The following is a 22,369-nucleotide window of genomic DNA, read 5'->3' on the forward strand; positions in this document are numbered from 1 at the left end:
ATGTTTAAGTATTTTCGCTCATATGGGTAATTACCGCTCCTGATACGAGGAGCACGAGGCAGAAATATGAGCAACGAACCTATGAAAATCCCTGTGAATTATGTCGAGGCATCGGAAACCCTCAAAAACGTTTTGGGCCTGAAAGGTTCCCCGGTGGCTGTCAAGTTCGCAACAAGTAAGGAAGAGATTCCGGCAGGCATGGATGAACTCGACAGGATCATAAGGCACTGCACCATGGTGAACCTTGCCCGGAGCGAGGGAAAAATATTCTATGCACCTGCCGGAAAACACGAATGTAATGGCGGGGCCTGGGCACTGGGTCTCAAAGAGATAACGCCAACATTAAAGACCGGCGACTTTTACTTCAAACTCGGAAAATACGACAGCGCTGCGGCCTGCAAACGGACCATCGACAGGGTTCCCCACCTTGGCTCCGGGGATACGTATGCAACCCTGTATTCCCCGCTCGAAAAGACGCCGTTCACCCCGCACGTCATTATGATCGTGACGACCCCCCGGAACATGCTCAAACTTGCCCAGAGTACACTCTTCCGGCTGGGCGGGAGGATTTCGGCTGAATTCTCCGGGATCCAGTCAGTCTGTTCCGATGCAACTGCCCAGACCTACTTAACCGGGCATGCAAATTTCTCGCTCGGGTGTGACGGTTCGCGAAAATTCTCCGGGATTACTGATGACGAAATGGTGATGGGATTCCCGGCCGAGATGCTTCCCGAGATCACCGCAGCGCTGAAGATCGTAGTTGGTGCGCCGGGTTCAAAATAGATCGTATCGGACCCGTGTCGTAGCGGAAGAGGAAACGCCGGCGTGCCGGAGCCAAAGGTGGCGTCCGGGAGATGCACATCCGGAGTTCTTCTTCAGAGTTCTTTTTTTGTACCGGATCCTTAAATCTTTATGCTCATATGCGTAATAATTCCATATGAGCAATCATGAGGGTTTTCCATGCCGAACTTTGACGGGAACGGGCCGCTGAAACGGGGCCGGGTAATCGGGCGGGGTCGCGGGCCCTGCACACCGGGTGACACGGGATGCGGGCGCCGTATCCTCAACGAAGAATCCTCTGAGAAGAACGAGAAACGGACTGAATAGTAAGGGACAATACATCATGCCACAACCATTCATCAGCGTCAACGATCTCTGCATGGATTTTGAGGACACGCGGGTTTTAAAAAACGTATCCTTCGAGATCCCTGAAGGAGAGATCATGGGTGTCATCGGCAGGAGCGGGGCCGGCAAAAGCGTACTTATGCACCTGCTCCGGGGTGTTGAACAGCCCCCGACGAAAGGCTCCATTGTCTACCACATGGCAGCCTGTAACCGCTGCGCCTTCATGGACGTCCAGAGCCGGGCCGGTCAGAAATGTCCCGAATGCGGCGGCGAGCTCGCTGCTGTGGATGTTGATCTCTGGGACGAGACCTCTAATGGCATGAAGTCCCGGGTCATGAGCCGGACCGCCATCATGTTCCAGCGGACCTTCGCTCTTTACGGCGATGACCGGGTGATCGAGAACGTTCTGCACGCACTCGATGACATCCGCTACCCGCAGGAGCTTGCGATCAACCGGGCTGCCGACCTGATCGACCAGGTCCGGCTCTCGCACCGGATGATGCATATCGCCCGCGACCTGTCCGGCGGCGAGAAACAGCGGGTCGTGCTCGCCCGGCAGCTGGCTAAGAACCCGGCCATGCTCTTTGCCGACGAACCCACCGGAACGCTCGACCCGGAGACTGCCCGGCTCGTGCACGGTATGCTTACCGGGGCTGCGAAAAAGAACGCCATGGGCATGGTCGTCACCTCGCACTTCTCGCAGGTGATCGAGGACATGGCGAACCGTGCGATGCTGCTCGTGGATGGCGAGATCGCAGCCATCGGATCGCCAAAGACGGTCATCCGTGCGTTTGCGAAAGACTATCACGAGATCGAGGAGCAAATCCCGGTGGAACTGGGGGAGAAGATCCTCTCTGCCCGGGACGTGACCAAGCGCTACATCTCGGTGGACCGGGGCGTGGTGAAAGCCGTGAACCTGGCAACCTTCGATGTGGCAAAGAAGGAGATCTTCGGCATTATCGGGAGGAGCGGGGCCGGTAAGACCACCCTTTCCCGGATCATCTCCGGCATCATCGAGCCCACGAGCGGCGAGATGAACGTCCTGATTGGCGACGACTGGGTGGATATGACAAAGCCCGGCATCGACCAGCGGGGCCGGGCCAAGGAGTACATCGGGCTTTTGCACCAGGAGTACGATCTCTTCCCCCACCGGACCGTGCTTGACAACCTCACCGATTCGATTGGGCTGGAATTCCCGAAGGAGCTCGCGATAAGAAAAGCGGTTGTAACGCTCCGGATGGCCGGGTTCACGGAAGAAAAATCCCGGGAGATCCTGAACCGGTTCCCCGGCGAACTCTCGGACGGCGAACGGCACCGGGTTGCCCTTGCCCAGGTGCTTATCCGGGAACCCCGCCTCGTGATCCTCGATGAGCCGACCGGCACGATGGACCCCATAACAAAACAGGATGTGAAACATTCGATCCTGCATGCCCGCGACGAGATGGACGAGACGTTCATCATTGTCTCGCACGACATGGACTTCGTGCGCGACATCTGCGACCGGCTGGCCCTGATGCGGGGCGGCAAAATCATCGACATCGGCCCGACCGCAGCCATCCTCGCGCAGGTCACCGAAGAAGAGAAGTGCGACTGATACCGGGAGACGAGATCTCCCCATTTTTCCGGATAGGATACTATGACTGCAAAACCCGCAAAGAAAGAAGAAGCCTGCGATGAGAACTGCACCGACAACTGCGATACCTGCCCGTCCGCACAACCCCACGCACCCCCAAAAGGGCTGCCCCCGAAAGCAAAGATCGACGTAAAGCACGTCATCCTTGTCTTAAGCGGGAAAGGCGGGGTTGGAAAATCCACGGTCTCGGTGAACCTTGCCTCTGCACTTGCTTCGCATGGCAGCAGGGTCGGCCTCCTCGACCTCGACTTCCACGGACCCAACATTCCCAAGATGCTGGGCATCGAAGACCAGAGGCCGGCGGTTCTTGCACATGCCATCGAGCCGGTCCATGTGACCGGTAATCTCTCTGTGATCTCAATGGCATTCCTGCTCCCGGACACGAGCACGCCGGTGGTCTGGAGGGGGCCGATGAAGATGACGGCCATCCAGCAGTTCCTTTCGGAAGTGCACTGGGGTGCCCTCGATTACCTTGTCGTGGATCTCCCTCCGGGAACCGGGGACGAGGCGCTCACGATTGCCCAGCTGGCCCCGAACGTCCGGGGAGCAGTCATCGTGACCACTCCCCAGGATGTTGCGGTCATGGACGCGATGCGGGCGGCAAAGTTCATTGAGAAACTGGGACTGCCGGTCATCGGGGTCATCGAGAACATGAGCGGGATGGCCTGTCCCCACTGCGGGGAGATCGTCAACCTCTTCGGGGCCGGTGGTGGAAAGAAGGCAGCAGAGGATCTCGCTGTCCCCTTCCTCGGAGCCATTCCCCTTGACCCGGCAATGGTAAAAGCCGGCGACGAGGGCCGCCCGTATATCCTCCGTCATGCAGATTCCCCCACGTGGCGGGCGGTGGATGCCGTTATGAAGAACCTGGTCACCGAAATTGAGACCGATCCGGCGTAACTGCCGTATCCCCGGCCAAAAATGTTCGCTCGCAACCCATGATGAGAAAATATAACGGCATACCGGAACTGCTGGAGCAGTTCATGGAGGAGCAGGCCGCTGAGGCGCAGTGGGTAACCGTTCAGGAGCTGCGGGACCGGTTCAGCCTGACCCGCTACCAGTGCAACACCGTTTCCGGCTTCCTGCGCCGGCTTAAGTATTCGTCATTCGTGCAGTTCCCGTATATCGTGGTGCGGATCGAGACGGTGGATACTGCCCGGGTTTCGGATCCCCGGCGATGCCGGTATCTTGTGACCCGGAAGAACGGAAAACCAGTAAGGCTTCCGGAACTACTGCCCCTGGCCATGCCGGCACGGCAAAAGGCAGCCCGGCCGTGAATCCGGGTAAGGGTGCGGATACTCTTATCTCTCTCCCGCGCAATGGACGCATATACCGGATGGTGGAAAAATGAAAATTACTGATGTAGCAACCGTAGTGTCGGGCCCGAACCCGCACCATGTGGACGCCCGGAAGATCTATGATACGCCCCACGCCATGGCAGTTGTCATCACGCTTCAGCCCGGCGAGGCCCTGAAGAAACATATCACGCCGGTCGATGTCTTCTTTTACGTGCTGGAAGGTACAGGCATTGTCGAGATCGGGGATGAGAAGAAGACGGTTGGAAAGGACATGCTGGTTGAGAGCCCGGCAAAAATTCCCCACACATGGAAAAACGAGAGTACGTCGGTGTTCCGGGTGCTTGTTGTCAAGGTGCCAAAACCAACCGAAGAGACAAAACTGCTCTGAGACTTACCGGGGTGGTCCGGGTAAGGAGAGATAAGGCCTTTACCGGGCCCGGGTCAGAAATTGAAGAGATGATGCATGATGGTATTGCATTCATCCGCAAGGCACGGGAAAATTTCTCCCGTCTCACCTTTTGATTCATGTCTTTGATACGGTGGCAATTTTGCCGGATTTTATGACCGGTGAAATTTTCCGGCCGGTTGACCGGAACGCCGGGTGATCGATCGTTATGAGCAGATCGGATTCCTGGAGAGATGAGGGAATCTTTGAAGAGATAAATGCCACAATAACATCCTGTTCACCTTCATGGATTATAAGTGCCATCCGGAGCTTTGAACCGGAAAGATCGGAAAAAAGGGAAATGGACGAGAACAATTTTTGATTTCATTTGTACCGCACTTTCAGGTCCGATACGGTGTAAAGGTCAGGTTCAATGTTGGGGAGGTTCCGTGAGAGTGTATCATGGATCCACGGAATACTTACCCGAAAGTTCATTTTCCAGTTCTTCAATAGTCGGCAGACTTCCCCGCAGCTGCTCCGGAAGCGATGCCATAATGCTGGTACGCCATTCTGATACCCCTATTGGTTTCCCCATATCACGCAGGGCATACTCGACCGTCAGATTTTTTTTGGTTTTGCATAACACGAGACCGATCGATGGCAGGTCCCCCGGTTGGCGCAACCGATCATCCACGACAGACAGATAGAAATTCATTTTTCCGGCATGTTCCGGAGTGAACTCTTCCATCTTAAGATCGATCACAACAAAACACCGAAGTTTGAGATGATAAAAGAGGAGATCGATGTAATAATCGCCACCCTCAATCTCAAGCAGGAATTGTCGACCGACAAAAGAGAATCCCACCCCCAGCTCAAGAAGGAATTTCTGGATGTGATCCATCAGGCCCTGTTCGAGATCCCGCTCCCGTGCCGATGAATCAAGCGTCAGGAAATTAAAAATATAAGGATCTTTGAGCGTCTGCTTTGGCGAGGTCTGACTGAGGTGCAGGAAGCGTATCTGAAAAATTCGTAATTGCTTTACCCTGTCGCGTATAGAGATCCGATTCTATCTGGTGATGGAGAATCGCACGCGACCATCCATGCTCGATTGCCTGACAGGTATACCATACCCGCTGTGCAGGATCTTTTACTTTCTCTATATGGACTACGTTGTGACCCCACGGGATATGCAGGACCGATTCTGGCAGAGAACTGTCGGTTTGTCCCACAGCCTGTGGGACAATTGCCGGGGTTACAGAATATGCTGCATAGAATGCCCGCATGCGGTACAGGTTAGTCCGCGAAAACCCCCCGGTGCCGGGAAATTCCGACTGGAGATCCCGGGCGAGAGTGTCGATGACCTTCGCACCCCAGCTACCGGCATCAACTTTTCCCCCGATTTCCCGTCCGATATGCCAGTAGAGAAGGATCAGTTCACGGTTAACGGATACCGCGGCTTTGATCTGCGCTGACCGGATACGATTCTTCAGGTTGTGAATAAATTCCGGGTAGCCTTCAGGGAGATTCGCTGGTGACGTTGTTGTGGTCCTGGCTTTCATTGGTGAATCCACTTCCTTATCCAGTGAGTCGGTACTCGTGAGGATAAGGAACCCGGTTGACGGGGTGAAAGTGCGGGGAAAAATTGGTGAGAATTATTTGCAGAACAAACCCGCGGGTTCAACACCGGTGGGGCGGCCGGGCAGGTACTGGCAGGGCTTCATTGCACCATTTTTCGTAATTGGGGGATGCCGAGATGTGTGATCCGGGGTGCGGGGAGGGGACACTCAAGTGGGGCTTTCGTGCATGATGAGCGGGTTACGATCCGGGACCGGCTGGTGTGGGCCGGGTTTTGCATTGCGATTTTGGTTATTGCGGGGTTACCCCCCGGGGGGATGAGAGGATGGACGCTCATTGGGGCTGACGCCCCAGCCGCGTGGGCTGGCCCCATAAGGTTCTATAAATAAAAAATAGGTCGAAATACATTAAGCCAAAACAAATTCAGAATGTTAAATCCAAAAGAATATCGATCAGTATATTCAACGCCTGTTCTGGTACCACATGGCAAAATTTTTAGACGGCCCCGGTGTTCAGGCATCGTTGACTGAACTGATAAAAAATACCGATAAGGAATTGTTCATCATCTCGCCCTATCTCAAAATTTCCACGATGATGAAAAATTATCTTACCAGTATTGACAGGAAAAATATTCCCATCACGATAACATACCGCCCCCCGGATTCAAACATCAATGACGGTGATCTTTCTTTTTTTCAGGATCTGAATCATCTCAAATTATACCAGTGCGAGAACCTCCATACAAAGTGTTTCATCAATGAAAATGTGGGCATCATCACCTCAATGAATCTCCACGAACACTCCCAGACTCACAACTGGGAGATGGGAATAAAATTTTCACGGAAGGATGATCCGGAAATCTTCGCTGACGTAACAAAAGAATTGCGGACTATGGGCACGCAGATGAAACTTCAGACGCTCCCAAAAAAGGTTGCTGAACCTCAACAAAAATATCATGCGGAATCATCTTCAAAGACCCCCTATAAACCCCCTCATAAAGCAGCATACAAACCAACGGAAGCCCCTAGTAAAGGACTGATCACAAAAATTCTTGACACCGTTACCGGGGAGTCTGCATATTGTATCCGGTGCGGCAAGGGCCTCCCAAAATTTGATTTGCAAAAGCCGTATTGCGATAAATGTTATGCAAGCTGGGCCCGGTACAAGAATATAAAATACAAGGAAAAGTTCTGCCACGGATGCGGATTGGATGATACCAAGAGCGTAATTTCATTTGAAAAGCCTACCTGCAAGAGTTGTTTTACGGAATATTTCAGGAAATGAGGCACGACGGGTCTATTCGAAATTGTTCCGGAACGGTCACGCCCGATACTGAGGGTAGGGACAATTATTTTTTGATCCTGCGTTTTGTTGGAGCGGGATCCGGGGGAGGCCGGGTTCTGTATCGCGGTTTTGGCTGTTGCGGGGTTGCCCCCGGGGGAGATGAATCCGAATGGCATCATCTCACAATCGGGATGGAAATATGCCCGATACGGCCCCCGTTTCCTCTCCCCGTACCAAACCCCCTCCCGGAAACGCCCGTAAATCGCCCGGATTTAGTTCCCATCAAAAATACGCCCAAATTGCACCCTGTTTCCAAAAATACGGCTGGAATCGACCTCGTCTTTTGGCCCTTACTGTACATAGAATCGATGTCCTTTTTACCCGTATTTACGTCCATCCGGCACCCGGGACTGCCAAAAGAACGTGGAATATGAGGGTCATATATTATGATGTCGATGAAAAGAACCGGAAAAATTACGGGAATAGGGTTACCGTCTCATATCCACAATACTGTCCCGGAGTTTCTGGATAACAACAAGCTTGTCGTTCACTTGTTTCCTCTTCTCCTTCTCAATCATTTTCTTGTAGGGTGAAAATAAAAACGTGCTCTCGATATTCCAATCTCAAGGTAATATCAAGTGAGGTCTGTCCCTTCCCCCTACGGGGATTGAGCTTGATGCATGTCTCATATGTCCCATCCGGGTTCCATTTTTTCCCGTCCTGATAATGCCGACTGAGGTCTGGCCCCTTAGGCCCCTTTATGGCCCCTTTCCTCTTCGGTTTTTCGATTATTTTCAAACCGGTTTTTTAGAATCTTCGGTGTAAGGAAATTTATTATGGCCCCTTAGGCCCCTTTGAGGCCCCTTTGCTCAATGTATAATATGTGCCTTTTCCTGTAACACTTCCGGGCTTTTCGAATATTCCCTTATCCAGAAGTTCTTTCAGATCGCGGCTGGCTTCCCGCTTCAGAACTGCAGTCACGTTCTGATATTCTGTATTCGTTATTCGTCCCTTCTCCTTCACAAATCTGACGGCTTTAATCTGGCGTTCTGATAGTCCAAATTCCGCCAGCACGGTTTCTGTCAGCCAGTTCCGCCAGAGTGTGACAACAAATTCCCCGCCGCTCTGAAAAAATTCGGGTTCCGGAAGCCCCGCATCCCTGCATCCGGTTGTCATCTGGATTGTCCCGTATCCGATCTTCTCGATATAGTGGGTGAGATAAAGAGGAAGAGCGATCCGGTGATTGCGTGGCCGGGAGCTGTGTTTGATTTTCAGGTCTTCGAACGTAAGGTCCGGAGGAAGGCTGCCGGGATTTCGTACTTCAATCCGATCTGAAAAGACACTCACCTGCACACTTGCAGCCGAGGTATAATCCCGGTGAGCAACGGCATTGACAACCGCTTCCTGAATTACTTCTTTTGGGATCTCGTACCTTGTTTCACTGACCGGTGCTGAATCGCGGGGAGGAACAATACGATTGATTTTTGAGAGAATGAAATCTGTTGCCTGGTCTGCCTGATCGAAAAGTGAACCGGTGAATATCTGGTAAGAAGGTATCGGCTTTGCAACAACTGTTCCGTGATAGTGCATGCATTTGATCTCTGATGTCGGGATAAACTTACGGGGTTTGACGCCGAACAGGAGAATTGCCGCATTGGTGGGCTTGTTCCCCTCCAGTAAATCCAGATGTTTTAGTACTTGTTCAGTCGGGGTTCCGGCATTGAGGGGGAACCCCCGTTCCTTTTTTGCAACAGGGATAAACCATGCAACTTTTTCATCGGAGATATCCGTGAGCGTTGATCCGGGGCAGGCGGATTCATCGAATGGTGTGCATGAAATAATTTTGCTGTCACACAGGAACTGGACTAATGCAGCATACAACTCTTTTTTCAATTCGTCAATCGTGGTGAAACGCCGTCGCACAACATGAGGTGTTGCCCTTCTGATGAGGCTCTGCATCTTTGAATGACGCTTGCTGTCATCTTTACCCTTCACAAAAATTAACCGGTATTTGCTCTTCTCTGTTGCCCGCCCGAATTCACGTTCTACCGGGGAAATACCCTGTTTGTTCTCAGGGCCGTATTCGGTACCAAAAATTCCCAGGTATATGGAGCACCGGTCTACTTCGTCCAGATACAGTTCGTCAGGTTTTCGGTCGAGTGCCGGTAGATCCTCAAAGAGGAATGGTTCAAAATAAATTCGGAGCAACGGATCCGTTTTGATGTAATCACGGATTGCCGCCCGCTCCTCATTCAGTTCCTTTTGCACACTGCTGACAAATATGCCGATTGTTGTTATCGTCCTGCTTGTTGTTGCCATCATTGTCATGCTCGTGCGTGTCATCAACGGGGATCAGAGAATCCTGCTCAGGTGAATGAAAGATATTGAGTGGCTGAGGTAAATATGCTTTTTAATATAATGTGCGATTTCATCATCACGCTCCATGTTCCCCGTCTTCAGTAAATACTAAGCCCGGGGTCTTACCGGTGTTTCTCAAAACCGATCCGAAATTTTCCTGAGGCAGAGATGACCGTCCCGCCAGTCCTTCTTTCGCACGAGAGTACAGAACATTGTACGCCGCAGTATAGTCCCGATGCGGTGATCGCCTGCATGGGTACGATCAACCTCGAACCGGTTAGCAACAGCCGGGAGATCCCGGACGTGCCGGCAGCGAGGCATTCCACAACTCCGGCGAATGGGCTTGCAGCTGCGTGAATGCGGATGGGGGGAAGTGTTGGGGGTGGGGGGATGAGAGGATGGACGCTCATTGGGGCTGCCGCCCCAGCCGCGTGGGCTGGCCCCGGATTATCCGGGATCTAGCTAAAATGGAATTTCTCCCTCTTTCCATTCTTCATCAAAACTAGCAAAGACGCAACCGTCAAGTTCAACCGGTAAAATACTACATCTGCTACTTAATTCCTGTAGCTTGTCGAGAATACTATCATACCAGTATGGAGTCGACAGACGAGTATTGATTATCTTTCTTTCAAGAGAACCAATGTGTACTCCATCCAGATATAAGGGAAATTGATTTGCGATAATCCAGTTTATGAACCGGCTGTCAATTGGTATTTCGTACCGCGTCAATCCTAAAAGCTGGAGATAGTTCCTTGATTGTTTTGGCCCAATTCCCTTAAAATAAAAGGTAAAGTTATTGGCGACTTCTCGCTCAATACTTTTGTGCGAAAGCTGAGGTTTTATTTTCCGTTGTTCCCTTAAAGGCTGAAGCCATCTGTCAATTTTCTCCCAGCCTCCATCTTTTTCTAGCCACGTTAGATTATGTGCAGCGAAGTTTGCGATTTTATTTTTGTACTGAATACTAGGATTTGTACCAATTTGGTTTCGGATATAATCCTCAACGTTTGATTGTTGAACGCAGATATCATACGTGAGAGGATAGGGTTTCTGATTCTGGAAACGTGCGATAGGGGAATTCGGCCCGGATTTTTGGCGAGTCGATAAGAGGCAGTCAAACATACATTCCCAGATGACCTCCCGATTAATTTCTGGAGGTGGAAAAGAGATATTATCCTTGACTCTTTTTCTTGCATATATTTTTGATTCATTTTGTTTGATGAAGTCAGATGTTTTCTTGACATCGTCCTGAGATATTTCCCAAATGAGAGGCACCGTTTCACCACAGTATCAGAATAAGTCTCAATAGCAATTCGAAGAGGGTTAAGGTTGGGTGTGAGAATGATAACTCTCTTTCAACTTGTTCAAATGAGTATATTTGATAATTCCTTCGTGTTGCAATCGTCCGACAACAATACCTGGGTGAATCTTGATCTTTGAAGCAAATTCCAAGACTGATTTCTCACTTTTTAATTTTTTCAATTCGTTCGAATATTTGGGGGGAATCAGGAACTCGCTTGCCCATTTATCCGCATCACGTTCTTCTTTCAGGTCCACTCTTTTTCCGTCAATCTCGTCAAGAAAAATTTCTTTTTTATCCTGTTTTAAAAGGTGAGCTATCTCATGGAAAAAAGTGAACCAGATTCGATCATTTGTCTTGCCATAGAGAGATAACTGGATTATTGGTTGATTGGGTTTCAACCACCGGGCAATACCACTCACATGTGCCCGGGGAATAGACGGGATGATTACTAAAATTACACCGGACTTCAAACATATTTCTTTCAAAGTTTCTTCAATCTCATTAAAGTGAGAAAGAGTAAGTGGTCGAATAGTTTCTAAAGATTCTTCAAAAGTGCTTTTATTGAATTTTGGACTGTCGATCTTTTCCGCTTCAATTTCCCCCAGTCGGATCCAAGACGAAATCGCACCGAAATCACTCTGATCAGCCCGGGTGCATCTGAATGATCCAGACATTTTCGCAGTATGTGCTTCCCATGCGGCGGGAGATGCTACCTTGAATAATCGTAAAAGATCATCGACAATTTCAGCGAAGTATTTTTTAGCTACTCTTCGAGTCGGAATATATCCATGTTCCATCAAATCATGGATTGGCAATTTTTTTGCCCATTCACCCCATGATTCAAGGCGCTTGGTTTCATGTAACCTGGCGAGATTCTGTTGATATTGTTCCTCCCGGTTCAACCAGAATTCCGCTGTACTGCCGAGCACACGTTCGAGTTTCAGAGCGGTATCTCTTGTTATGGGTGTTTTTGCTTTGATGATTTCATTGACATGTTTCTGAGACAACTCCATCCTCATAGCAAATTCAGCTTGCGTCCAACCGCGTTCTTCTAAGAGATCGGTGATGGTCTCTCCGGGTAATGAGACCCAATCCGGCGTGAAACGCTTCATTTTAATAGTCATGGTAATTTCCGATATATTCAATGGTGACTTTGTTCACTTTGGACCAGTCAATCCTGCCATCTTTTGTTGGAACTGGTGAGTTCGCCGGTACGAATGTTAATCGGACAAGTCCAACAAGAGATAATGAATACTCTCCAGCACGCTCTCTTTTAAGTTCATGAGGATTTCCGGCGGGTAAATTTGTCGCAAAAGGAGCAGCCTGAATTTCTGAAAGACGAGTTCTCAATTTTTTTGCACAGGGAGCACCGAGTTTACGATTGGCTTCTCTTTCGCTTTCACAGATCGCCTGCAGCTCCGGAGTTTTAAAGCCCACGATGTCCATTTACGGCAAGATATTATTTACCTTGTAGGTAAATAACACTGTCGCTAGAAACTTACTGATTTGTCAATTTGAAATTCTAATGGCGAGGTTTGGGATGAATTGAGATTGCTCTGTTACGATCAAGATCCAAACGGAAACCCGGGACAAACTTGCGGATACCTGGAAAAAATCGGAGAGCTATGACACAACTCACATTCCGTAGAGGTTCCAACAAAGCTAAACATTTTGCTAACGCATCCCACGGGAGTGTCTCTCGGGCATGCCAATACGGGCCCGATACGGGTCCCGATTAGCCGTTTCCGGATCCAGACCATCCACTTACTGCAAAAACGCAGCCATTTGACCCTCCCTTTACCCGTGGAAATCTGCGGATTTCCGCCGGAATTCCATCCCCCCTTAACCATCCCCATATGGGTCAATTGGGATGGCGGAAGTCTCCTCAAATCGGACATCTGGGGGGGACCGGAGATTGGAGCGGGGTCCGGGAGACCTCTCCCCGGTACCTTACCATCATATGACGGAGATCGGTTCATGGTGGAAAAACGTGAGGAAGATCGGGATTTTGGGAACGGGTTGTTAAAAAAATTGCTCTGTAGAAAAGATTTCTTTGAGTGAGAATCGAGCAGAGATTAACCAAAAGATCTAAGGTACGGTGTCTCCTTACAATGTTATGCGAGTAACGAATAAGGAGACAATAAAGAAATCGTCAGGCCGGTTTATCAGTTTTATCAAACATGCATTCTCGTTAGTACGTTCATCTCATCTCTCGCTGTATTCCTGCAAATATTCGAGAAGAGATTATACCCAGCATCAACTTCTGACATTACTTCTCTTCAAAGAATATCGAAAAGAAGACTACCGAACGGTTATCTGGAATCTCGAAGAGATGGACCGGATCCGGGAAGCCTTGGTCTTACGACAATTCCGCACTTCACCACGCTTCAGAAATTTCTCTGCCGAATCAAACCCATCTACTTCGATATTCTCTTAAAATGTACCCTGAAACTATTCTATTTCCCCGAAGACACAATTCCGATTACTGCCATCGATTCATCCGGGTTTACCAGCGGATATTGCAGTCATTATTACTCGGAAAGAACCGGAAAGATCCGAAAACATTTCCTGAAAACTTCGATTGTTGTCGATATCGAACTGCAGGTTATCATCGGATTTATGATATCGAACAGCCGAGTCCATGATTCCCGACATGCTTTCTCTCTTCTGAAAAAATGTCACAAACTCCTTAAATCGCAGTGTTATGTCATGGACCGTGGATACGACTCCGAGAAAATGCACCGGTTTATTCGCGAATCTCTTCATGCAGACTCGATTATTCCAGCTCGTTCTCATCAATTTTCCACGAATGTCTGGGGGAAATATCGAAAGGAGATGACCGAGAATTTTGATTCAACTCGCTATCGAAAACGGTTCCTGGTCGAAACCAAGTTCTCCGTCATCAAACGGAGGTTCGGAGCTGACCTGAAATCCCGAAAATTTCAGACCCAGATGAAGGAAATCTCTTGCAAGATCATTCTCGCTAACATTGACAGGTTCATACAATTTGTTTGGAGAATGGTTTTCTACAGAGCAAAAAAATTATGCGTGACCAGGAGATCTGAGAAATGTTGGGTTGAAGTATTCTTGTGACATTTTCTATTTGATTATTCAATCAACAAATTCGGCCAATTTTTTATTTTTTGGAACAGCTTTCGATACAATCTGTATCATATCTCCGATACCTTTTGCCTTGATGAATCTAAATTTATTATTTACTAAATTTCCGAGAACAAGTCGATACTTATCCCCAGCAATAACCGCGATCGTATCATATTGAATGAGATCTTGTTTCAATTTAATTTCAACATTCGGGCGGATTTTTTCCACGTCACAAATAGTATTTAGGCGTTGATCATAAGTCTCTAGGGAGAACTCTGGAGTTATTAACCCATGTTTTGCTGAAATAATACGATAGTCAAAATGCATAGCTTCTGCATAAGCACGTACTTTTTTAAACAGGGTTCCTTGGTAGAGTTCTTTTGCCATTACCTTGCCGTTTGATCCCTCTTCACAAGTGAGTTTGTTTTTCGAGCACCCGGTAATTACTAAAACATTTTCTTTCCCTTTTAAAAAATCCAGATTTGTTCGTTCGAGTGATCTGATTTGTTTCTCTAACTCTTTCTTTTTACACCGTTCCCATTTTGCTTTATCTTTCAAAATTTCATTAAATACGAACACATTATGAAAACCTCTCCTCCGGTTGCGATTATTTCCACGAAATATCACGACATCAATTTTAATTTCCTTGCAAATTGGGCAGGAGCATTGTTTCCAAGGTTTAGATTCCAATGTCCGTTGATAATACTTCAATAACTCTGGGTCTTCATGCATTCGCTCAATAAATTTTTTTAATTTTTCCATGACTTTCTTAAGAGAGATCTCATCGTCATCGAATTTTCTTAAAGAGTTAAGACAATCGTTTGATAAACTCGCATATTCATCAGGGTCGATGAATTCTAATTTTTCTTTCGTTAACTTTGATGGTATCCGGATTGCTGAATACCCTGTCCACGATTGATCTATATAATTAAATTCTGTATGTGCAGAAGTCAACCACGCTTTTCGGAGATGTGATGATGAATCAAACGACGTGGAAATTCCCATATCATCAAGCTCTTTGAATTTAGAGAATAGTGAATATCGTGCCACTCCGAAAAAATGAATTAACTCTGGCTTCTTTTTTGTTTTATTGATATCTTCAATTAAGGCCTCGATTAGTTGAATAATAAATGTGGTTTGTGTTCGTACCAAACCACCAAATGCGAAATGTCGAATTCCATTTTTGTAGAACTTATTGAACATTAGAAGATAATCACGAATTTCAGCACCTTGAACCGCAACGATTAGCTGAAAATCTTCCTTATACTTATTTTTCCACTCATTATGTGCTTCAACACCGTTTTTGAATGTAATTTCTATACGTTGTTTGTTTTTTTCCTTATGCATAGGAACAACTAAATGGTCAATGCTAACTCCATAATTGAAATCTAAGTCGCTGTAAATTTTTAAAACATCGGATGTTTTATAGGGAGGAATTTCTTGATCGATATATGAAAAAGCGCCACAATCCGCGAGAATTTGAAAATCCTGTGGTAGTCCTAAAAAGCTATGAATGCCTTTATCGAGAATCGATTTGTATTTTCTTGTGTTTTGCTGAAGATTCGCAATAGAGACAAGAACTCCATCAAAAGGGACTTTTTCTTTCTCGAAGATATCCCACATATAGGAGTCGTTTTCCATAGGATTTGCATTATGCATCGCAGAATGGGAATCGGTTGAAAAATCATAGCCGGGATCGACCCGGTCGTCCCACTCGGGGATGAAAAAGCGCATTAATATGATTCTGTTTCGGATAGTGAAATTTGTTTTTATTTTATGTATTATGGATGAATTACGGATATCTTAACTCATGAGGACTGCTCGGACAATCCCATCGTTTATCACAAGTTGTACAGGTATCATCTCCAGGAAGGTTCTCCGCAGTTGGAGCATCCCAACGTTCAACTTGTTTACAGTGTTCAATATTTTTAACAGTATGGTGAAATTCGTCGAGCGCTTCATGAATATTTTCTATATTTGCGGGATCAGTAAAATCTAATGAAAAGATTGCTTTCTGTCGCATCATTAAAATTTGTTGTTCTGATGGATTTGGAATTGCTCGACTGGATAATTCATTTAAAAAATATAATACTCCTTTTTTTGGGTATTTTCCAGTTTTCAAATGATACATATAAGCGTAAACAAGTAATTGAAAACGATAATTTTGCATTCTTCTTTGATTTTGTTGATTTTGTGGTTGATGCAATGGATTTTTTGCAGCTTTATAATCCCAAATTTCTACTAGATCATATTCTTCTGGGATCTCTTCGTCAGATGTATCTTTTAGTACGTCAACAACACCCTGTAAGATATACCCATTCTGTTGATTCTGAAACCGGTATTCAGTATCTCTAATATTGGGATAAAGGGATGCACCTTCGATCGCATTAAATTGCTGTAATATTCTTAAAGCATGTTGTTCGTCGCCATCTCGGTCTAATGTTCGACTATATGATTTAATTCCGCGAACTCGCAAACTTTCATTTATCTGAATAAAAAAAACTTCAACATCATTTTGGGTGGGGAGTTGTCCTTGGCGTTCAGGATTCAAACGACCTTGATATTGTTGATGTAGTTTATCAAGAACCTGATGAATAATTGTTCCAAACCACAGTTGAATATTATGAGCAGGGGTATAACCTCGTTGTGAAAAAAAGCCATACTGTCTTGGACAGGTTTTATACGCCAAGATATCTCCAGTGATGCTATATGTGGGTAATGGTTCGTGAAGATCTCTTCGTGTTACAGTTATGGAATTAAATTCTTCAAATGGCATGAAATTCCCCCTAAATAAAATGAACAATTTGTCGAAAACGATTTGGATCTCTTCCAATAATACCAAATCCAGTTTGGTTATCACCAGTTCGACTTATCCGAAGTTCCTGTTGTGTCAATAAATGAATCAATGCGCATCTTGCTCTTGAATAAGCTACAAAATAAAATCTTATTTTGTCTTGAGCGGATTTGTCGTGACATGCAATATTGTTTTGAATTTGGTTTTGACAAAATGGTGCATAATCACATTCAATATGAATTGATTCATCTTCATCGTCTTCTTGTTGACTTAATCCCCAAATAAAAACAAAATCGAATTCTAAACCTTTTGCTTGGTGAACAGTCATAATTGGTAAGTGATTAGGAGGTGCGATAATCTCATCATCCTCAGGATCATTTTCGCCGTATGCCATTAGACGAGTAACAAAGAGTTTATAAAAATCCATTAACCATTTATGACTGGCATACCCTCCCCGACTACTCGCCCAAATTTCTCCACGATTCGATCTTCGATTTTGATCAAAATAAGGTATTGCAGAAAATTGTTCAAATAATGATGATAATTTTCCTAATCGGTACGTTCGTTCAGGATCTTCTTTCCAGTTAGAAAACGGTTGCCGAGAAATAATAAGATAGAATAATTCCGCCATTGACAGTTTTAGTTTTTCTTGAGGTTGTTTTTGTCGAATACGCCTAGTGGCTTCGTTAACATACATCGATAATTCGGCAGAATTAGGTGCAATTCGTTGATATTCCTGGATCCATTGCTGTACATTTCTTCCAATATTATTTTTTACCGCCGTTCCTCCTCTCATATACCTAATTCCTTCCAGGTCAGGATCAATAATTGATATAAATGCTCCAAGAGCAACCGCAATTTCTTCTTGAACCAAAAATTGTCGAGATCGGGGGTTATAAGGAGTGATTCCTTGATTTTTTAATTCATTTACAAATTGTAATGCATGTCTACTCGTCTCTCTAACGGATTTCATTAAAAGAACGCATTGGCTATAATCTTGAATTTTATTATTGTCATGTAACCATTTGACCATCGAAGCAAACTGACGTGCAGTATCAGATTTTGTATTCGTGCGAATACAGGTAACAGAGGGATAATTTCCATGAACTTGTGAACCGAATACCAATCTCGGTTTGTTTTGGATTCGAGCTCCAGGCATATTCATTTGAGGAAATGAAAGAAGATATTCGTTACAATATTCAACGATTTTTTCATGTGAACGATAATTTGTATTTAAGTAACGAGATGTACATTCGACGCTCCATTGTTGTTGACATCTTTGACTAAAATTAACAATGCATTCAACAGTGCCTCCTCTGAAACGATATAAGGCTTGATCATCATCACCAACAATACAAATATTATGAGGGGCATTTCGTGACAGAGAGAAATAAATTAATTCCTGGATTGGATTTGTATCTTGATATTCATCAACCATCAAATACTCAAGTCGAGGATACATTTCATAATTCTCGGGATCTCCATCGACAAACAACCGTCCGTGAGGGGTGTTAAGAAATTCTAAAAATTTTGATTGTAACGTTGAAAAATCACATCTTTGAAAATGTGTTAATTGTTCTTGATATTGCTCGAATCCCTCAACAAGAAGTCGCCACGAATCCCCAGATTCGCGCATTAAATTTAAGTTAATTCGATATTCTGTAATCCGGTTGAATAAATTAATTGCAGCTCTCGTGAGCGCCCATTTATTTGGTGGATATTGATGATTATTCCACCCTCTATATCCACTTACGGGGTCATATTTTTCAAATAAATAATCAAATTGCTCGTAAACAGGAAGATAATGATCATCTTCTTGAACGAGATTCGAATGTTCAAATGTGAAAAGGAATTGTTCAAAGTCATCCATTAATCGGAAATTTTGATAATCCGGTGAATGATATTCTTGCATCACATCATTACAGAGACTATGAAGAGTACAAATTCTAAGATTGTAAATATCAATTGATTCCTGTAATTTTGGATGGTGCTCAAAAAAATATTCTGCGCCAGTGATAATCCTTTCTTTGATATTTTTTGCAGCCTTTTCAGTGAACGTTGTAACAATTATTGATTTGGGATCAACATTTCGAACAAAAAGAAGATAAAGCGTTCTTAAAACAAGCGTTTCAGTTTTTCCCGACCCAGGACCAGCAATTATGTGCAATGGACCATTTGTGTGAGTGATGATTTTTCCTTGTTCATTTAATATAATCTCACCGGCGGCATTCGTATTATAAATTCTATATCCTAAACGAGGTTCCAATAATTGACTGAATTCTTGAAATTCCATGTTATCCATCCGGTGGTTGTACTTGTTTATTACGGATGTCACCGATAAACTTATTCATTTGGTGACCATTTAAACGAAAATAAGTTTTTAGGGGAATGATTATCATCAAAATATGTAAAAGTTAATCACCGAAAAAATTTAATTAGAAATAATCGAAATTAAAACATCTTGCTCTATCGATTTTTTATCCAGATCTAAAGATACATCTAATGCTTGACTGGAAAGCGAAATGACTCGTCGTGTATTTCCCTGCGAATGGATGTAAATTTGTTCAATGGATCTCTCAGTAAATGGAGAGAATGAATCATTTTTCTTTGTTCGTTTGTTATTCAGATAGGATATCAAGAGCATCCGGATCTTTTCCTGATCAAGAGGTTTGAGATTCGCTTCTTTACCGATTCGTTCTGAGAACGCATGATACTCAGCAACAATATTCTGCCAGACTTCCGGTGCACAAGCGATGATGAGGGATAATCCCTCCCCGTTGAGATCGATAACGTGCCGGAGATAATTGAGCATTTTTTGTTTCTTCAATGAAGGGAGTGTTTCTATGTATTCAAATTCATCAATGAGAAGTATGAGCGAAGAAAAACCAAGCTCCTTAAGAATAAATTTTAGAGATCCCAATGCTCGAATTGAATTGGTATCATTGATATTTTTTCCAAGAGAAAGCTCCTGCCGTTTTGTATATTCTACACCCTCCCCACATAGCCACTCCCAAGAATAGATGGAGTTTTCTTCATAGGATAATGCAATGAAAGCACGTGTATAATCGACGAATTTAATTCCATCATTAAGTCGTTGAATAGCCTTTGGAACAATATCTGAGATAAGTACATCTCCTTTTTCAATCTGTTTCCAACCTTGTCCTTTCCGGATTTTTTCTTCGATCAATCCTTCTTTCGATAATTGGTACGCGATAAGGCCGAGATATTCTTGGGAGATATGTTTGACAAATGAATATCCAAGATCATACATAAATTTTGTATAGATATCGAGAAAATTCTCACCAGGTTGAGAGACATATCCAACACAGATCGGGGTATCGGATTTTTCCGAGAATTGATCTCGGATATGAGATTTAATGAATTTCAATGTATGACTTTTTCCATTCCCATATGAGCCTGTCACAATTATATGATTTGACTGTCCAGTGAGGACTGTCGATGATAATACCGAATTAATTTTTGTGAGAACCTCATCCTGTCCGATATACACATTGGGATGTTCATCAGGAACCCCGGAAAACGGAAAGGGGTTTCCAGTTAGCCCGTACTTTGAGTAATCTTTATTTTTTAATGTCAAAGTAAATTCAGTCAATTAGTTCACCGCCGTGATATGCAACATAGTAGTATGATTTTGGTCCAACATTCAGACCGTTGAGATACTGATTTGAGGATAGTTTCATCGTTATTTTATCAGGGAGTTCGAGGAAATGTACATTCTTCACTTTGTTAGCTGATCGTTTGGCGTGGGTTGTGACCGGAGCTCCTGCAAGCTCAATCTTTCCGATATTTTTCATACACAGCTGAATGAATCGTGAATCAAAGGAGTCCCGGGAAATCCTCATATTCTGGCAGATATACTCGCGGATCTTGGGAATTTCTACATATCTTTGCCGGAGAGAAAGTCCGGTTTTGATATTGAGCGATTGATAGGAATCGAGAAAGGCGGGGATAATAGAGGATGATAACTCAGTGATGGTAAAATATTGGTTGGTGAAGATATTACGTTGAATGGATCCGATACGTTCTCCCCAATCGCATAATACATCACAGGAGGCCTGATTGAAGTGAACCGGAGAAGATTGCAGGCAAGTAAGAATCTCTTCAGGTGTGGAAGGTTCAATTGATTGAAGTTGAGTGAAAAATGTCTGATAAAATGAGTAATCCATCATCAAATTATGAATACTAATCCAATTGTTTGTCCGAATATCATCTAGAAATTCAGAACCTTTTTTTGTTTCATAATATTGTGTCCCATCTTTTTCTAACAACCCAATATTCACAATCTCATCAGCAACATCTTTTCCGCGCTCTTCAGAAGATTTTAGAAATGTCGTTAGCTCTTGTTTTGAAAACGCTCTTGTCATCTCGGCGAAATAAAGTGTTTCCACAACACGACTCAACGTGACCGGGCGCATCGTAAGCCTCATACAAAACCTCCGACTTTAGATTTTGCATATTTGTACGCAATTTTAATCTGAGCGCTATTCATGAAACGATAATCAAGGTACGATTCAAGATCGCCTTCAAGAATGTGCATCTTCAATTTTCTGATTTCATATGAGATCATCCAGAGGTTATGCATCCCGATAAGTCGTCGTTGAGATCGAACTTGTTCAAAGGAATTTTTACTACAAACCGGACAAACACAGGGAAGCATTTCAGTTTGTGGCAATTCATTGAATGCAAATGATTTCTGTTCCGGAGCAAAGTATACCCGATTTGATCCGGCGGATAGGAAGGATGATGAATCGAATGAATCAACACCAAGGTATGTCAACAAGGGAATCATTGCTGGTCCACCTAATCCGAACACATGCAATGGTTTCTCCCCGGTCCGTTTTCTGATAGCGAGGATAAGGTCAATAAGATGACGATAATTCGATCGTTTTAAAATTAATCCCCCGATTGCAAATCCATTAAAATTTCCTTTACGGTTGAGATAATCGATCATATTCGTCATTACTTTGATATCATTGCCGTGAATGACTGCATAGAGGAGCATATCTTCTCGCTCTCGGTTTTTCGAAGCGAGGAGGGCATTTTTTACTGTTCTTTGGATATACTCAGCATGTTTATCGTCAGAAATATTGTCAGTGATGAAAACAGGTGCATCGAGTGTTGCGGCGATATCGGCGCCAATTTCTTCCTGGATTCGTAAAATTTCTAGTGGATCTATAATTGCATTATTCAAACGACTTTGTAATCCGCCACTATCTGCAAAAAAGATCCCGTTAAATTGGAAATGGTTATGAAGTCCTTTTGTACTTATTCGTTTGAATTTTTCTGATTTACTTATATAATGGGCATTCACAAGCATTGTTCTCATTTCAGGAATTTCATTCCAATATTTCGGAAATGATCCGGTTCCTTGTTTATTCAGATGAAATACAGGAAAGAAGATCGGAGTTTCTAAGTTACCGTGCGCAGTTTCTATAATTTTAATATTAAACGGCATTTGAAATACACCACTTATTGATTAGCCTAATTTATAGTTTAG

General features: G+C 44.8%; 21 protein-coding genes and 1 pseudogene. 9 read left to right on the top strand and 13 right to left on the bottom strand.

Features of this window, described 5'->3' with window-relative positions:
* The first annotated feature begins 66 nt into the window (after nt 1–66).
* The 6 genes from WC598_RS02980 (at nt 67) to WC598_RS03005 (ending at nt 4,441) form a co-directional block, all read left to right on the top strand.
* A complete protein-coding gene (locus WC598_RS02980; protein ID WP_372959982.1) occupies nt 67–783 on the top strand; it encodes a DUF169 domain-containing protein in 717 nt (238 codons plus the stop codon).
* A 177-nt stretch (nt 784–960) separates the two neighbouring features.
* Nucleotides 961–1,107: a hypothetical protein gene (locus WC598_RS02985; protein WP_372959983.1), complete on the top strand. Its 147-nt coding sequence runs from the start codon at nt 961–963 to the stop codon at nt 1,105–1,107.
* A 16-nt stretch (nt 1,108–1,123) separates the two neighbouring features.
* Entirely contained in the window at nt 1,124–2,719 is a 1,596-nt protein-coding gene (gene atwA / locus WC598_RS02990) for a methyl coenzyme M reductase system, component A2 (RefSeq protein WP_372959984.1), read from the top strand.
* A 42-nt stretch (nt 2,720–2,761) separates the two neighbouring features.
* Nucleotides 2,762–3,655, top strand: a complete 894-nt coding sequence (locus tag WC598_RS02995) for an Mrp/NBP35 family ATP-binding protein (RefSeq protein WP_372959985.1) — start codon at nt 2,762–2,764, stop codon at nt 3,653–3,655.
* Between the two features lie 38 nt (nt 3,656–3,693).
* Nucleotides 3,694–4,032, top strand: a complete 339-nt coding sequence (locus WC598_RS03000) for a hypothetical protein (RefSeq protein ID WP_372959986.1) — start codon at nt 3,694–3,696, stop codon at nt 4,030–4,032.
* A gap of 70 nt (nt 4,033–4,102) precedes the next feature.
* Nucleotides 4,103–4,441 (top strand): cupin domain-containing protein, encoded by a 339-nt coding sequence (locus tag WC598_RS03005; RefSeq protein WP_372959987.1) that lies wholly within the window; start codon nt 4,103–4,105, stop codon nt 4,439–4,441.
* A 135-nt stretch (nt 4,442–4,576) separates the two neighbouring features.
* On the opposite strand, the gene WC598_RS03010 is transcribed toward WC598_RS03005, so the two are convergent.
* From WC598_RS03010 to WC598_RS03020, 3 genes are all read right to left on the bottom strand, one after another.
* Nucleotides 4,577–4,762, bottom strand: a complete 186-nt coding sequence (locus WC598_RS03010) for a hypothetical protein (RefSeq protein WP_372959988.1) — start codon at nt 4,760–4,762, stop codon at nt 4,577–4,579.
* Nucleotides 4,763–4,898: 136 nt separating this feature from the next.
* The gene (locus tag WC598_RS03015; RefSeq protein ID WP_372960077.1) at nt 4,899–5,498 is read right to left on the bottom strand and encodes a PDDEXK nuclease domain-containing protein; all 600 of its coding nucleotides are present in this window, start codon (nt 5,496–5,498) and stop codon (nt 4,899–4,901) included.
* On the bottom strand, nt 5,392–5,997 hold the full coding sequence (locus tag WC598_RS03020; protein WP_372959989.1) for a DUF1016 N-terminal domain-containing protein: 606 nt from the start codon (nt 5,995–5,997) through the stop codon (nt 5,392–5,394). The genes WC598_RS03015 and WC598_RS03020 overlap by 107 nt, the downstream gene beginning before the upstream one ends.
* Nucleotides 5,998–6,496: 499 nt before the next feature.
* On the opposite strand from WC598_RS03020, the gene WC598_RS03025 reads away from it, so the two are divergent.
* Nucleotides 6,497–7,297, top strand: a complete 801-nt coding sequence (locus WC598_RS03025; RefSeq protein WP_372959990.1) for a phospholipase D-like domain-containing protein — start codon at nt 6,497–6,499, stop codon at nt 7,295–7,297.
* 834 nt (nt 7,298–8,131) lie between these two features.
* Here the strand turns inward: WC598_RS03025 and WC598_RS03030 are convergent.
* Complete coding sequence (locus WC598_RS03030) at nt 8,132–9,640, bottom strand: ATP-binding protein (RefSeq protein ID WP_372959991.1); 1,509 nt, start codon at nt 9,638–9,640, stop codon at nt 8,132–8,134.
* Between the two features lie 183 nt (nt 9,641–9,823).
* Here WC598_RS03030 and WC598_RS03035 point away from each other — a divergent pair, with 183 nt between their 5' ends.
* Complete coding sequence (locus WC598_RS03035) at nt 9,824–10,012, top strand: hypothetical protein (protein ID WP_372959992.1); 189 nt, start codon at nt 9,824–9,826, stop codon at nt 10,010–10,012.
* 105 nt (nt 10,013–10,117) lie between these two features.
* Here WC598_RS03035 and WC598_RS03040 read toward each other — a convergent pair whose 3' ends face one another.
* The 3 genes from WC598_RS03040 to WC598_RS03050 are packed head-to-tail and all read right to left on the bottom strand — an operon-like array spanning nt 10,118 to nt 12,401.
* Nucleotides 10,118–10,927, bottom strand: a complete 810-nt coding sequence (locus WC598_RS03040) for a hypothetical protein (protein WP_372959993.1) — start codon at nt 10,925–10,927, stop codon at nt 10,118–10,120.
* 48 nt (nt 10,928–10,975) lie between these two features.
* Complete coding sequence (locus tag WC598_RS03045) at nt 10,976–12,067, bottom strand: HigA family addiction module antitoxin (protein ID WP_372959994.1); 1,092 nt, start codon at nt 12,065–12,067, stop codon at nt 10,976–10,978.
* Between the two features lies 1 nt (nt 12,068).
* A complete protein-coding gene (locus tag WC598_RS03050) occupies nt 12,069–12,401 on the bottom strand; it encodes a type II toxin-antitoxin system RelE/ParE family toxin (RefSeq protein WP_372959995.1) in 333 nt (110 codons plus the stop codon).
* Nucleotides 12,402–13,071: 670 nt separating this feature from the next.
* Here WC598_RS03050 and WC598_RS03055 point away from each other — a divergent pair.
* Nucleotides 13,072–14,048: pseudogene (locus WC598_RS03055) on the top strand (IS5 family transposase).
* An 18-nt stretch (nt 14,049–14,066) separates the two neighbouring features.
* Here WC598_RS03055 and dpdA read toward each other — a convergent pair.
* From dpdA to WC598_RS03085, 6 genes are all read right to left on the bottom strand, one after another.
* Entirely contained in the window at nt 14,067–15,791 is a 1,725-nt protein-coding gene (gene dpdA, locus WC598_RS03060) for a tRNA-guanine transglycosylase DpdA (protein ID WP_372959996.1), read from the bottom strand.
* A 58-nt stretch (nt 15,792–15,849) separates the two neighbouring features.
* The gene (locus WC598_RS03065) at nt 15,850–16,833 is read right to left on the bottom strand and encodes a PD-(D/E)XK nuclease family protein (RefSeq protein ID WP_372959997.1); all 984 of its coding nucleotides are present in this window, start codon (nt 16,831–16,833) and stop codon (nt 15,850–15,852) included.
* Between the two features lie 10 nt (nt 16,834–16,843).
* Entirely contained in the window at nt 16,844–19,144 is a 2,301-nt protein-coding gene (locus tag WC598_RS03070) for a UvrD-helicase domain-containing protein (RefSeq protein ID WP_372959998.1), read from the bottom strand.
* Between the two features lie 138 nt (nt 19,145–19,282).
* Nucleotides 19,283–20,464, bottom strand: coding sequence for a BREX system ATP-binding domain-containing protein (locus WC598_RS03075; protein ID WP_372959999.1), 1,182 nt, complete (start codon nt 20,462–20,464; stop codon nt 19,283–19,285).
* Nucleotides 20,457–21,299, bottom strand: a complete 843-nt coding sequence (locus WC598_RS03080) for a hypothetical protein (protein WP_372960000.1) — start codon at nt 21,297–21,299, stop codon at nt 20,457–20,459. The genes WC598_RS03075 and WC598_RS03080 overlap by 8 nt, the downstream gene beginning before the upstream one ends.
* A complete protein-coding gene (locus WC598_RS03085) occupies nt 21,296–22,327 on the bottom strand; it encodes a tRNA-guanine transglycosylase (RefSeq protein WP_372960001.1) in 1,032 nt (343 codons plus the stop codon). The genes WC598_RS03080 and WC598_RS03085 overlap by 4 nt, the downstream gene beginning before the upstream one ends.
* Nucleotides 22,328–22,369 lie beyond the last annotated feature (42 nt).

It is taken from the genome of Methanoregula sp., from assembly GCF_041645475.1.
In the GTDB taxonomy this organism is placed as follows: Archaea; Halobacteriota; Methanomicrobia; order Methanomicrobiales; family Methanospirillaceae; genus Methanoregula.

What these genes read in the sequence shown, in the direction of transcription:
- WC598_RS03070 (WP_372959998.1), bottom strand. Translation starts at nt 19,144, where the DNA reads ATGGAATTTCAAGAATTCAGTCAATTATTGGAACCTCGTTTAGGATAT.
- WC598_RS03065 (WP_372959997.1), bottom strand. Translation starts at nt 16,833, where the DNA reads ATGCCATTTGAAGAATTTAATTCCATAACTGTAACACGAAGAGATCTT.
- WC598_RS03080 (WP_372960000.1), bottom strand. Translation starts at nt 21,299, where the DNA reads ATGAGGCTTACGATGCGCCCGGTCACGTTGAGTCGTGTTGTGGAAACA.
- WC598_RS03045 (WP_372959994.1), bottom strand. Translation starts at nt 12,067, where the DNA reads ATGAAGCGTTTCACGCCGGATTGGGTCTCATTACCCGGAGAGACCATC.
- WC598_RS02995 (WP_372959985.1), top strand. Translation starts at nt 2,762, where the DNA reads ATGACTGCAAAACCCGCAAAGAAAGAAGAAGCCTGCGATGAGAACTGC.
- WC598_RS03025 (WP_372959990.1), top strand. Translation starts at nt 6,497, where the DNA reads ATGGCAAAATTTTTAGACGGCCCCGGTGTTCAGGCATCGTTGACTGAA.
- WC598_RS03000 (WP_372959986.1), top strand. Translation starts at nt 3,694, where the DNA reads ATGATGAGAAAATATAACGGCATACCGGAACTGCTGGAGCAGTTCATG.
- WC598_RS02985 (WP_372959983.1), top strand. Translation starts at nt 961, where the DNA reads ATGCCGAACTTTGACGGGAACGGGCCGCTGAAACGGGGCCGGGTAATC.
- dpdA (WP_372959996.1), bottom strand. Translation starts at nt 15,791, where the DNA reads ATGCGCTTTTTCATCCCCGAGTGGGACGACCGGGTCGATCCCGGCTAT.
- WC598_RS03010 (WP_372959988.1), bottom strand. Translation starts at nt 4,762, where the DNA reads ATGGCACTTATAATCCATGAAGGTGAACAGGATGTTATTGTGGCATTT.
- WC598_RS03085 (WP_372960001.1), bottom strand. Translation starts at nt 22,327, where the DNA reads ATGCCGTTTAATATTAAAATTATAGAAACTGCGCACGGTAACTTAGAA.
- WC598_RS03050 (WP_372959995.1), bottom strand. Translation starts at nt 12,401, where the DNA reads ATGGACATCGTGGGCTTTAAAACTCCGGAGCTGCAGGCGATCTGTGAA.
- WC598_RS03005 (WP_372959987.1), top strand. Translation starts at nt 4,103, where the DNA reads ATGAAAATTACTGATGTAGCAACCGTAGTGTCGGGCCCGAACCCGCAC.
- WC598_RS03030 (WP_372959991.1), bottom strand. Translation starts at nt 9,640, where the DNA reads ATGACACGCACGAGCATGACAATGATGGCAACAACAAGCAGGACGATA.
- WC598_RS02980 (WP_372959982.1), top strand. Translation starts at nt 67, where the DNA reads ATGAGCAACGAACCTATGAAAATCCCTGTGAATTATGTCGAGGCATCG.
- WC598_RS03035 (WP_372959992.1), top strand. Translation starts at nt 9,824, where the DNA reads ATGACCGTCCCGCCAGTCCTTCTTTCGCACGAGAGTACAGAACATTGT.
- atwA (WP_372959984.1), top strand. Translation starts at nt 1,124, where the DNA reads ATGCCACAACCATTCATCAGCGTCAACGATCTCTGCATGGATTTTGAG.
- WC598_RS03020 (WP_372959989.1), bottom strand. Translation starts at nt 5,997, where the DNA reads ATGAAAGCCAGGACCACAACAACGTCACCAGCGAATCTCCCTGAAGGC.